General features: G+C 52.1%; 11 protein-coding genes. 4 read left to right on the top strand and 7 right to left on the bottom strand.

Annotated elements, in window-relative coordinates; genetic code table 11:
• The 7 genes from LY85_RS13900 to LY85_RS13870 form a co-directional block, all read right to left on the bottom strand.
• Positions 1 to 606 carry a zinc dependent phospholipase C family protein gene (locus LY85_RS13900; protein ID WP_141827123.1) on the bottom strand — a complete coding sequence of 202 codons (606 nt, stop codon included), beginning with the start codon at positions 604 to 606 and terminating at the stop codon, positions 1 to 3.
• Between the two features lie 233 nt (positions 607 to 839).
• Positions 840 to 2,036 (bottom strand): threonine ammonia-lyase, encoded by a 1,197-nt coding sequence (gene ilvA / locus LY85_RS13895; protein WP_141827122.1) that lies wholly within the window; start codon positions 2,034 to 2,036, stop codon positions 840 to 842.
• A gap of 64 nt (positions 2,037 to 2,100) precedes the next feature.
• Complete coding sequence (locus LY85_RS13890; protein WP_141827121.1) at positions 2,101 to 3,180, bottom strand: MupG family TIM beta-alpha barrel fold protein; 1,080 nt, start codon at positions 3,178 to 3,180, stop codon at positions 2,101 to 2,103.
• A 40-nt stretch (positions 3,181 to 3,220) separates the two neighbouring features.
• Positions 3,221 to 4,555 (bottom strand): PTS cellobiose transporter subunit IIC, encoded by a 1,335-nt coding sequence (celB, locus tag LY85_RS13885; protein WP_141827120.1) that lies wholly within the window; start codon positions 4,553 to 4,555, stop codon positions 3,221 to 3,223.
• Positions 4,552 to 4,881: a PTS sugar transporter subunit IIB gene (locus tag LY85_RS13880; protein ID WP_141827119.1), complete on the bottom strand. Its 330-nt coding sequence runs from the start codon at positions 4,879 to 4,881 to the stop codon at positions 4,552 to 4,554. Before LY85_RS13880 ends, celB begins: the two co-directional genes overlap by 4 nt.
• Positions 4,882 to 4,958: 77 nt before the next feature.
• Complete coding sequence (locus LY85_RS13875) at positions 4,959 to 5,489, bottom strand: glycine/betaine/sarcosine/D-proline family reductase selenoprotein B (protein WP_141827118.1); 531 nt, start codon at positions 5,487 to 5,489, stop codon at positions 4,959 to 4,961.
• Positions 5,490 to 5,520: 31 nt separating this feature from the next.
• Entirely contained in the window at positions 5,521 to 5,838 is a 318-nt protein-coding gene (locus LY85_RS13870; protein ID WP_141827117.1) for a PTS lactose/cellobiose transporter subunit IIA, read from the bottom strand.
• 260 nt (positions 5,839 to 6,098) lie between these two features.
• Here LY85_RS13870 and LY85_RS13865 point away from each other — a divergent pair, with 260 nt between their 5' ends.
• The 4 genes from LY85_RS13865 to rpoN all read left to right on the top strand — a co-directional run bounded on the left by LY85_RS13865 (position 6,099) and on the right by rpoN (position 12,248).
• Positions 6,099 to 8,786, top strand: a complete 2,688-nt coding sequence (locus tag LY85_RS13865) for a sigma-54-dependent transcriptional regulator (RefSeq protein ID WP_141827116.1) — start codon at positions 6,099 to 6,101, stop codon at positions 8,784 to 8,786.
• Between the two features lie 74 nt (positions 8,787 to 8,860).
• Positions 8,861 to 9,127 carry an HPr family phosphocarrier protein gene (locus LY85_RS13860; protein WP_141827115.1) on the top strand — a complete coding sequence of 89 codons (267 nt, stop codon included), beginning with the start codon at positions 8,861 to 8,863 and terminating at the stop codon, positions 9,125 to 9,127.
• A 22-nt stretch (positions 9,128 to 9,149) separates the two neighbouring features.
• Positions 9,150 to 10,778, top strand: a complete 1,629-nt coding sequence (ptsP, locus tag LY85_RS13855) for a phosphoenolpyruvate--protein phosphotransferase (protein ID WP_141827114.1) — start codon at positions 9,150 to 9,152, stop codon at positions 10,776 to 10,778.
• A gap of 33 nt (positions 10,779 to 10,811) precedes the next feature.
• Positions 10,812 to 12,248: an RNA polymerase factor sigma-54 gene (gene rpoN / locus LY85_RS13850; RefSeq protein WP_141827113.1), complete on the top strand. Its 1,437-nt coding sequence runs from the start codon at positions 10,812 to 10,814 to the stop codon at positions 12,246 to 12,248.
• The last annotated feature ends 91 nt before the right edge of the window (positions 12,249 to 12,339 follow it).

Genomic DNA, 12,339 nt, shown 5'->3' with positions numbered 1-12,339 from the left:
CTATACCGCTTTCAGATTGTCAAAACGGCAAGGCTCGGCCTGCCCTTCCTCTGCCGCCGCACGTCCGGAGGTTAGGACGATCAGATCGATGCAGGCCGTCATGGCGTACAGCAGATCGTTCCCAAAGGACAGATGCGACACAAGGTACCCGGAATGCAGCGTCTCAAACTGCCGGTAGAGGCCGTCCGCACCCTGCGCAGGCGCCGCCTGCGCCATAAATCGGATGGAGGAAAGCCTCTCCATATTTTCCGTAAAATAGCGGTGCAGCCTGTTTTCATAGGCAATATGCTCCGACAGGTTCCCCGGGAAGCAGTCACTGTGGGCGTAACAAAAAAAATCCGCATAGAAATGGCAGAGGATTCCCAAAAGGCGGGAAGATCGTTTGTCATTGCATACAGAAGAGTGCCGCGACAGAAGAAGCCGGAGGATATGCCGCACGTGCACGGCATTGTTTTTCAGGTAATGCGGCCGAATCAGGAAGGACGGACAGTAATCCGGCAGAACATTGCCCAGAAGAAAGCTTTTCCGATCCAAGTGAATCTTGTAATGTGTTTCTACATATTCGGACAAAAATTTGCCCATCAGAATGTGCGAAGACGTGTTCATACCACTCACCCTCTCGATTACAGTATATTAGCGCTAAGGTATTGATAGCGTTAGAAAAAGGTAAAATTCCTGTGAAATAGAGACTCGGCCTCCTGCGGACCGGAACTTTCTTCCTATCCCCAATCCCCCGCCTGAACGGCGTATGGAAATAGCTGGTAAAAACACAGCGCAAAAAGGCGAGCACCCGAAAATGGTGCCCGCCTTTTTAACCAGTGATCCGCGCGAAGGAATCCCTAATGGATAAGCAAATAACCCGCTTTGGTGATTGCCTGACGGATTTCCGCCAAATGGCCGCTGTCCTTTGTCTCCATCCTGATGCTCAAAGTACAGGCGTCCACGCTGATATCCTCCCGGCTCCGGTCGTGGTGGATGCTGACCACGTTTGCGCCCAGGTCGGCAATAATGGCGGTCACCTCCTTGATCTGTCCGGGTCTGTCCGCCGTTTTCAGGACCAGCTCGCCCAGGCGTCCCGCCTTCTGAAGGCCGCGGCTGATGACTCTGGAAAGGATGGTCACGTCGATATTTCCTCCCGAAAGCAGACAAACCGTCTTTTTCCCTTTGATATCAATCTTGTTGAACATAGCCGCCGCAACGGAAACCGCGCCGGCTCCTTCGGCAATCAGCTTATGCTGCTCAATCAGCGCAAGAACAGCCATTGCCGTTTCGTCATCCGTTACCGTCACAATTTTATCCACATATTTGCGGCAGAACTCATAAGTCAGGTCTCCCGGACATTTGACAGCGATCCCGTCCGCAAAGGTGGAAACGCCGGCGAGTGGCTCCAGTTTCCTGTTCTCAACGGATTTCAGCATTCCGGGCGCGCCGCTGGCCTGCACCCCATATACCTTACAGTCCGGTTTTAATGTTTTAACGGCAAAAGCAATTCCGGAGATCAGTCCGCCGCCGCCCACCGGAACAATCACCGCGTCGGCATCGGGCAGCTCATTTAATATTTCCAGCCCGATGGTCCCCTGTCCCGCAATGACATCGGGGTCGTTAAACGGATGGATCAGGACTGCCCCGCTTTCTTTTTGCAGCTCGCACGCTTTCTGAAAGGCATCGTCGTACACGCCTTTTACAAGGCACACCTTCGCGCCGTAGCTTTTGGTCGCTTCGATCTTTGAAATCGGCGCTCCCTCCGGAATGCAGATCAGAGACGGAATCCCTCTTTTTTCCGCGGCAAAGGCCACGCCCTGCGCGTGATTTCCCGCGGAGCAGGCGATCACGCCCTTTGCACGTTCCGCCTCGGACAGCTGTGAAATTTTATAATACGCGCCGCGCACTTTAAAGGAGCCCGTTCTTTGCAGGTTTTCCGGTTTCAGGTAAACTTCGCTTTCGTGATTGATGTGCGGCGCATAGATTAATTCCGTTCTGTGGACGACGTCCTTCAGAACCGCTTCGGCGTGATAAATTTTATCCATTGTGAACATACATTTTCTCTTTTCGTTTGCTCATTTTCGGGCCGGATGTGCCGCGGAGCGGCAGGATGGTTATTTATTCGGTAAAGGCGAATCGCTGCCAGGGCTTTATGCAGTCGATTAGAAACAGCTCTTCCTCTGCTATCCGCCCGACGACATTGGTGCTCCCGGAGTTCTTCATATCTTTGAGGGCAATCTGCAATTCCCCGGTATAGTTTTTATAGAGCATATTATCGATAGTAATATCGCCCCGCCGGATGTCCCTTGTGTTATGGGGCTTGAATCCGCTTCCGTCCTTTACCCTGCTTTTGCTTGACCGGATCATATATTCCGATATGTCGCCCCTGTTAAAATGGGGCTTGTTAAAGATGATATCCCGTTCAAGATCGGAGATCCCCTCCGCAGGCCGGATTTTCAGAGTCAGCTGATAGGGATCGACCCGGCCGACGGCTTCCAGTTCTTCGTCGGACGCAAAGGCATTGGCGATGATGACGTCGTCGATCAAATCGGTGGAGAACAAGTGCTTTGCCTGCGCCTGGATGGGAAGTCCCCTGTGTTCCTCCAGCGTGCAAAGGCCCTCGTTTACAGGCCACGGACCAAAGCTTGCGCTGCTCGAAGAAACAAATGCCGCGGTACGGATACGGAAGCTCTTAAACTGCTCGTTGCAGTTCATAAAATGCCGATATCCAAGCCCGGAATACCTGTGGGGATAGAAGTTATGGCAGCCTAAAAGATTATCGGCGTTCGGCTGGTAGCTGAAGATATTGTCGATATATTTCGTCCCCGCGCTCATATTCAGTTCAATTTTCAATCCAAGATCATTATAGGACATCACCGATTCCTCATAACCCGTAAATCCGTTGTCCAGGCGGATTCCGTAAAGCCCCATGTCCTTAAAAATCCGCAGATCGTTATAATCCACTTCCAGGTACTGAAAAACGGAGGGGTTGATGTCCGCAATGACCTTCATTCCATACTGATTTGCGTGCGCGATCGTTTTTTTGAACTCGTCAATGATTTTTTCCTTATCCCCTTCCACCGAGAGCAGGCAGGTGAATACCCGTTTAAATCCATACCGGTTCGCCTTGTCGATATAAGCTAAATTTTCTTCCAGCCTTGCGTGGGCCGGATAGACCGAAAATCCGATCGTTCTCATGATGATTCTCCTTTACAGCAGTGCTTACGGCGTCGTTCCCTTATCCGGCGGCCGAATCGTCGCCCTTGCTTTCATATAATTTTTCCTGCTCGCAGTATTCCTTGTCCTGCGCTTTGATAAACGGCAGATAAATGAGGAACGAGACCGCTACTTCAACGATCTGAAGGATTGCTCCCCTGATTCCGGAAATGAGGAAGCCCCCGATGATCGGCGGGGTAGTCCATGGAATGACCACGCCGTTGGGATACGGAACCAGCCCGACCGCCATGGTAAAGTAGGTCAATACCGCCAATACCAGCGGAGTGCAGATAAACGGAATCACCATAATCGGGTTGAGGACCACGGGAAGCCCGAATATAATCGGTTCGTTGATGTTGAAAAGCCCCGGAAGAATGGAAAGTCTGCCGATTTTTTTGCATTGCTGGGATTTGCAGACCAGCAAAAGGGCAAGGCACAGCCCCAGAGTTGCTCCGCCGCCGCCCAGCCACAGGTAAATGGAATTGAACTGCTGGGTAATAATGTGGGGCAAGGCTTCCCCTTTTCCAAACGCCGCGAGGTTATCCGCCGACAGAGCCAGCCAGATCGGGGTCATGATCGACTGCACGACGTCGCCGCCGGCAATGCCGAACATCCAGAACAGCCCGATAAAAAAGTTTGCGATCAATACGGCGCCGAGGCTGTCGCCCAGGGAAACCAGCGGAAGCTGTAAAATCGTATAGATAAAGTTATGGATGGTGCCGAAGGATGTATATGCGAAAATCAGCCGGATGATTCCAAAGGAATAAATGGTAATCGCGCCGGGAATCAATGCTGAAAAGGCCCTTGAAACAGTCGGGGGAACCCCTTCGGGCATTTTAATAACCCACCCCTTGTTCGTTATGTACCGCATGATCTCCGTGGCGAGGATCGCCGAAAGCATGCCCACGAACAGGCCCTTCGAGCCAATCCACTCCATCGGAATCACGCTGCCGACCTCATAGGCGGTCTGTGACCCCTCGGGCGTAAAACTGGTGACGAACGGAGTCAGCACAAAGAAAGAGACAAGCGAGATGACCGCACAGCTGAGGCCGTCCTGCTCATAGTGCTTTGACAGGCTGTTGGAAATACCGATGATCACAAAGATCGTCATAATGGCCATCGACGCATGATAGGGAACCAGGAAAAAGTCCCCCCACTGCTTGCCGAAAATGCCGGCCATAAAATCCCCGTATCCCGTGATCGGCAATTCTTCGATCAGCAGGGACATCGCCCCGATGATCAGCAGGGGCATTGCCAGCATAAATCCGTCACGGATCGCGAGCAAATAGCGATTGTTGGCAATCTTATCCGCTACCGGCATGATCTTTTCTTCCAGAACATTTTCTTTTTTACTCATTTCAATACACCTCCGTTTGAACTCTCACACATTTCAAGGGCTTTTTTCAGCACCTTTTCGCCGTCCATCATCCCGTAATCCATACTGTTGACCACGTCGACCGGTATCCCTTTTTCGCCGCACGTTTTTTTGGCTCTGGCCAGCGCAAAACGGATTTGCGGTCCCAGCAGAACGACGTCCGCTCCGTCCAGATGCTTTGCCATTTCCGCTTCGGGGAAAGCGTCTATCACCACATCCACCCCTTTTTCCTGTGCCGCTTTCTGCATTTTTGTCACCAGCAGACTGGTGGACATACCGGCGGAACAAAATAAAAGAATGCGCTTCATTCAGATTCCTCCTCCTCTGTTATTATATTTAAGTACCAAACCGCCGAGATAGCAGCAGCCTGATAGACTTATCCGAATCAGTCCCTTTTGAAGTACCCCTCCTCCTCGGGAGAACCGATCGGCTCCCCTTTGCTCTTTTTCACCGCAAAGTCGGCGATTTTTCTCAGGGAAGCGTTCAGGCCGGTGCCGCCTACCTTCGGCGTCTTAATAATATAAACCCGGTTTCTGAAAAGCTCCGTCCCCGTGCTCTCTTTTGCCATGGCAGCGAAGGCGGGGATTTTTTCCCTGCTTTCCAAAGCCTCCGCAAGATATCCGCAGCATTCCCCGAACCGCTTATGATTCAGGGCAGGCCCGCAGATCACCACGTCCGCCCGGAATGTCCGGATGAGCTCCGTCAATTTTGCGGCGGCCTCTTCCCTGTTTTCCAAAAAATAATGGTCGCCGCAGATGACCGTGCCGACGATATCCGCGCCTTTTCTCATGAGCATGGTCCGCAAAAGCATCCCCATGCCCACCGCTCCCTGTTCCGCCCGGGGTTCGATGTCCATCCTTTCATCTCCGCCAAGACCCGCCTGGATCTGGTTTAAAAACTGAACCACCCTGATCATTTCAGTCGCTCTCCTTTCTCCATCCACTCGGTCAGCCCTGCTTTGAGTAAACAAGCTCATATAAATCGATAAATTCTTTGGCCATGTCGATCACGGTAATGGCGCTCATTAAATGATCCTGCGCATGGGCCAGAAGCACCGTCACTTTTTCGATTTCTCCCGCCGCCTCTTTCTGTATGATCTCCGTTTGAAAACGGTGCGCTTCCGTAAGGCAATGGCCCGCCTTTTCAATTGATCCCCGCGCTTTTGCGATCTCGCCCCCTTTTGCGCTTGCGATTGCTTCCATTGCCAGACTTTTGGCATCGCCGCTGTTTACCAGCAGCTGCATGGAAATTGCTTCTAAATCCATTTCAAAGTCACCTTTACATCTGTATTTTTCTCTTCCTTCTATTTGAATAAGCATAAATTGTGCCAAAACACAAATCCCTATCAAAAAGACGGAGAAACAGCTTCGTCGTTTTAACACGCAAGGAAATCAGAGGATGTGTATTAAATAAAACAGATTTTATTTAATCATAAAACACATTATACGATATAGTAAACATGCTATTTGACTTTGTTGTGCATAAGCACTATACTTTTACAGATGAGAAAGATAGGGTGGTAAGCTTGAAGCGGATTGAGATCGTAAGGAAAAAATTAGTCGAACTTTCCGGCGAACGGGGCGTGACTGCCGGGGACCTGGCGGAAAGCCTGGGGCTGTCCCGCGCCAACGTAAGCAGCGACCTGAACAGGCTCTGCGAAGAAAGCAAAGCGGAAAAGTCCGGCTCGAAGCCCGTTTATTACAGGCCCGCCGGCGCTCTTCCCCCTCCAAGCGCCGAATCCACGCTCGACGCTTTTGTCCGGGAGAACAGGAGCCTTTACCATTGTGTGGAGCAGGCAAAGGCCGCCGTGCTGTATCCGCCCAATGGAATGCATCTGCTGATTTTCGGAGAAACCGGCGTGGGAAAATCCATGTTCGCGGAACTGATTTATCAATACGCACGCGAAAAAGAGTGTGTCGGCAGGGACGCCCCTTTTATTGTCTTCAACTGTGCGGACTATGCAAACAATCCCCAGCTTCTGGTCAGCCAGCTGATGGGAACGAAAAAAGGAGCGTATACGGGCGCGGATACGGACAGGCCCGGCTTGCTTGAAAAAGCCGACGGCGGGTTCCTGTTTCTGGATGAAGTTCACCGTCTTCCCCCGCAGGGACAGGAAATGCTGTTCACCTTTATCGACCGCGGCGTCTACCGCCGTCTGGGAGAGGCGGATTTGGAAAGGAGGGCGAAGGTTCTGCTCCTCTGCGCCACGACGGAGGACCCGGATTCCACTCTGCTGAAAACCTTCGTACGCAGGATTCCCATGATCATCAAGATTCCGAGTTTAAGCGAAAGAAGCATGGAAGAGCGGCTGAATCTGATCAGCGGCTTTTTCCGAAAGGAATCCATGAGGCTGAACAAACCGATTTCCGTTTCCGTCAATTCCATGCGGTCGCTCCTGAGTTACCACTGCCCCAACAATGTCGGCCAGCTGAAAAACGACATTCAGATCATTTGCGCCAAAGCCTATTCCGACCTTGTATCCGGCAAAAAAGAGGACCTGCGCATTGTCAGCTTTGACCTGCCCTCCTATATTAAGGAAGGCCTGTACCTTGAAACCACGCACCGCCAGATCTGGAACCGCTTTATTGGGATCAACAAACGCTACTGCGTGTTTGACAGCGATTCCAAAGAACTCCTGTTCCGGAACAATGAAGACGCGGAAAACATCTATGAAATGATCGATACCAGGATGCAGGAGCTAAAGGGAATCGGCGCGGACGAGGAGGAGATCAGCAGGCAGATCGACAAGGAAATCCATCTTTATTTTGAGAAGTACACGGAGCTTTCCAGTCATCCGCAGGATTTTTCAAGCATTACCAATCTGGTGGGCGGCGAAATCGTGCAGACCGTCGACAGGATTTTGGCTCATGCGGAAGAAAAGCTGGAACGCAGTTTCGGGAACAATATCCGTTACGGAATGGCGGTACATATTTACAACTCCGTCAACCGCGTAAAAAGAGGACGCAGAATTGTGAATCCGCAGCTGAACCTGATCCGCAAGGAGCACGATGCGGAATTTACCGTCGCGCTGGAAAGCCTGAAGCTGGTCGATCGGGAATTTGACATCACCATGCCGATCGATGAAGCCGGTTTTCTGGCCGTATTTCTCTGTCTGGACCATCCGATGACCGGGGAAAGGAACGAACGGGTACAGGTAATCGTAATCGCGCACGGCGTGTCAACCGCGACCTCCATGGCGGGCGCGGCAAATCGGCTGCTCGGGATGGACTGCGTGGCGGGAATAGACGCCTCCCTGGACGAAAACCCGCAAAAGGTCTATACCGGCCTGAAAGAATATCTGCTTGGAAGGCCGCAGAAGTCCGACCTTCTTTTGCTGGTGGATATGGGCTCCCTGACCGATTTTTCCACGGCGCTGGAAAACGAGCTCGGCATCCATGTGAAAACCATCCCTCTGGTCAGCACGCTGCACGTGATCGAGGCCGGGCGCAAAGCCGCCTTGGGATATCCGCTGGACTATGTGTATCATGAAACGCTGTCCGTCAACGATCTGCTCAGCGAGACCGACCCGCTGGCTCCCAATAAGGGGCAATTGCCGAAGCTCTTTATCCTTACCGTCTGTACGACCGGGGAGGGCAGCGCACAGGTCATCAAAAATATTCTGGACAGCCAGCTGGACTACCACAATTCCCTTTGTGAAACGGTCGCCCTAAAGCTTGTGGAAGAAGAAAGCATTTCCTCCCGGCTGGACTCCATCAGCCGTATCGGGAAAATTCTCTGTGTTGTCAGCAGCTTTCCAATCGACCTCGCGGTGCCGCATTTCGACCTGGCGGATGTCTTCGACCGAAAGGCCGTACCGAAAATCCAGTCGCTCATCGATACGGAAAACACGTTTGAAGAAATCGGCCGGACACTTTCCAATATGCTGAAAAATCTCAACAGCAAAAGCATTTTCAATGATATCCGGGAAGTGATTCAGGAAATAGAGACCCGCACGCAGCGCCGCCTGCTGTCGGACTCGCTGATCGGGGTGCTGTGCCATATCGGGTGCCTGATCGACCGTCTGATCGGGAAGATCGCCATTGAGGAATTTCCCGGCAGGGACGCTTATATCAAAAACAACCGGGAAATTTTTGAGATGATAAAGACATCGTGCGGCAGGCTGGAGCAAAAATTTAAAGTTCGGATTCCTGACGACGAAATCTGTTATATTGCTTCCTTTTTCGCCGCGGAAAACTGTGTTTCTCCGATATAGTAAAATGGCCAAACCGTCTTTGGCACGAAAATTGCTTGATAATCAGTGAAACACATTTTAAGGAGGATGCCATTATGACGTCACAGACAGTACAGATATCCAATAAGGTCGGATTGCACGCCCGTCCGGCTTCCATGCTGGTTACGGCCGCCGGCAGATATGATTCCGAGATCATCATCAAAAACGGTTCCCGCTCGGCCGTCGCGAAATCCATGATCAGCCTGCTCGCCCTGCAGGCAAAGATGAATGATATTGTCACGATCCAAGCGGACGGAAAAGATGAAAAAAAAGCGGTCGCGGAGCTGACCCAACTGATTCAATCAAAATTCGGAGAAGACTAATTCCTGATTAGGAGGCCCATTTATGAAAAAAGGCATTGGAGTTTCCAAAGGCTACGCGGTGGGAAAAGCCTATGTCATCGGCACGGACGCAGCTTTGCGCTTTCAGGAAACTGCGGAGAATCCCGCCGCGGAAGCAGACAGGCTGACAAAGGCAATGGAACTGTCCAAAAAACAGATTGAGGAGATTGTAAAAAAGGCCCGTGAAAAGCTGGACGCCAAAAACGTGGAAATTATCGAAAGCCATCTGAATTTTATAGACGACCCCGCATTGACCGGGGAAGCTTTCCATAAAATAAAGCAGGAATCCGTAACCGCAGAAAAGGCCCTCTCCGACGTGACCCGGACCCTGTACGATACCTTTTTCGCATTTGAGGACGGCTATATGAAAGAGCGCGCCGCGGATATTAAAGACGTGGGTTCCAGAATCCTGCGCAATCTCGCCGGGCGAAGCGGAGAAATCGATTTTGCGGGTCTGCCCGCCGGAACCGTTCTTTTCGCTCATGATCTGAAGCCTTCGGACACCGCGCAGATCGACAGGGAGAAAGTATCGGCCCTGGTGACCGAAACGGGCGGGGAAACCTCCCACACGGCCATTCTCGCAAAAGCGCTGGACATTCCGGCGGTCGTCGGCTGCAGGGATATCCTCGCGGATGTCCGCGGCGGCGATACGGTCATTGTGGACGGCGTATCGGGAGAAGTGCTGATCCGCCCCGACGCCGAAGCAATCAAAAAGTACCGGACACTTGAAAATCAGTTCAGCCAGAAAAAAGAGGACGGGAAACGCACGGCCGGCGCCAGAATCTGTTCCGGAGACGGACGACGGATTCTGGTCGCCGCGAATATCGGGGGCATCAGGGATATTGAGGCCGCGCTGAAAAACGGCGCGGAAGGAGTCGGGCTTTTCCGGACGGAATTTCTATATATGAACAGGGCATCCATGCCCACCGAGGAAGAGCAGTTCCAAATTTACAGGGAAGCGGCCGAGCTGCTGGACGGCAGACCCCTTACCATCCGCACCCTTGATATCGGAGGGGACAAAAGCCTCCCGTATCTTCCGATGGACAGGGAAAGCAATCCCTTTCTCGGCTTGAGGGCGATCCGGCTTTGCCTTCAGAATTCGGAGCTGTTTCAGACACAGCTCCGGGCGATTCTGAGGGCGTCCGCTTTCGGCAATATTCAAATCATGTTCCCTATGATCAGCTGCATGGAAGAGCTGGGCCGCGCGAAAGACGCCCTGAACACCTGCAAATTACAGCTGGAGCAGGAGGGCGTCCGTTTTTGTCCTTCCATTCCGACCGGAATGATGATAGAGATTCCGTCCGCCGCGCTGACCGCGGAGGAATTTGCGAAACAGGTCGACTTTTTCAGCATCGGGACCAATGATCTTACGCAGTATACACTGGCGGTGGACAGGATGAATGAGAGTATTTCCGATTTATACAATCCGCTGCATCCTGCTGTTTTGCGCCTGATCCGGATGACGATTTCCGCCGCGCATCAATCCGGGATTCCCTGCTGCCTGTGCGGCGAGCTGGCATCCAACGAGCGGGCAATTCCCCTGCTGCTGGAATACGGGCTGGATGAATTTTCCGTAAGCCCGGGAATGATCGCCGAAACCAGAAGCACGCTGCTTCAATGCATCGGTACATAAGGGGAACCGCCTCTTTAGCCGGAAGGTGATTTTGTGGAGCTTTCATTTATAAAAAATCAGACGCAGAGGCAGAGCCAAAGCCAGAAGCTGAACTTGACGACGGAGATGAGAGAGTCCCTTGCCCTGCTGCAGATGCCCCTTGCGGAACTGCGGCAGCAAGTGGAAGAAGCTGTCATGGAAAATCCGGTGCTGGAGTATGACGGCGATGGCCCGCAGGAAGACCCTATGTTTTCCGACTGTGCGCTGGCTGACGACGGCGAATCCTATCAGGATGCGAAAACCGCCCTGGAAATTGCTAAAATGCTTTCTCTGGACGGCTGCGCCCCCGGCGTGCGTCAACCCTTTTACGTCGATGAGGAGAATTTTGACCCGTACGCTACGCTTTCGGCGGAAGACACCTTTACCGATTATCTGCTGCGCCAGCTTGGAGAAAAGGAAGTCGACCGGACTGCCGGGCGCATTTGCAGCTACATCATTCAGGACCTTACTGAAAAAGGGTATCTCGGCAGCAGCGTGGAAGAGCTTTCCCGGCATTTGGGGCTGCCGGTCGAAAAAATAAAGGAAGCTGTAAAAATTGTTCAGACGATGCAGCCGCCGGGGGTCGGCGCCGCCAATATAACGGAATGCCTGCTTCTTCAACTGGGACGGTGTGCGGAGTGTGACATGGCGATGGTCAAAGAAATCATTGAAAAACATCTCGGGCTCCTGAGCGAAAATAAGATACAGGTTATTGCGAACCGGCTTGGCACTTCCCTTCAGACCGCGAAAAAATTGTGCGATTTTATCCGCGGCCTGAACCCGATTCCCTCCCGGGGGTTTCAGACGGACCGCAGCGGCGGATACATCATCCCCGAGGCGGTCATTTGTAAAGACGGGCAGGGAGGTTTTTTTATTCGGGACAATGAGAAGGCTTTTCCCCATCTGCACATCAGCAGTTTTTATCAAAAATTACTTCTAGAGGAAAATGACCGCGAAACCCTCGCGTATCTCAAAGATAAAACAAAACAGGCGTCGTTCCTCATAAAGCAGCTGTCCAGCCGGAAAAGCACCGTACTGCGTGTACTGGAGAAGATCGTCGAGCTTCAGAAGGATTATTTTGAACACGGCGTATCCCGCCTGAAGCCGATGTCCATCGCAGAGGTCGCGGACCGGCTTCATCTGCACCAGTCGACGGTCAGCCGCGCAATTTCCGGAAAGTATATTGTGTGTTCCTCCGGGACAGTCAGCATCAAATCCCTCTTTACTTCAAAAATACGGGCACGGGGAAAAGAAGACTGTTTTTCTTCTCTGCAAATCAAAGAGACCATCCGCAGCCTGATTGAACACGAAAACAAGTTCGCGCCGCTCTCGGATCAGAAGATCACCCGAAGCCTTCAGGAAAAGGGCATTGACATTTCCAGGCGTACCGTGGCAAAATATCGGTATGAGATAGAAATCCCCGCAGCGGAAAAACGTAAAATGTACCGATGAAGGCCATGACGTTTTGGGAAGCAGCCATGGCCCCGTGCTGCCGGGCACAATGGAGGTACAGCATTTCCAGTTGGTTTTGCAACAAGGAACG

Source organism: Clostridium sp. KNHs216 (assembly GCF_006714885.1).
GTDB lineage: Bacteria > Bacillota > Clostridia > Oscillospirales > Acutalibacteraceae > Caproiciproducens.
The sequence above is the reverse complement of the archived record's forward strand: the minus strand, read 5'-3'. Positions and strand labels throughout refer to the sequence as shown.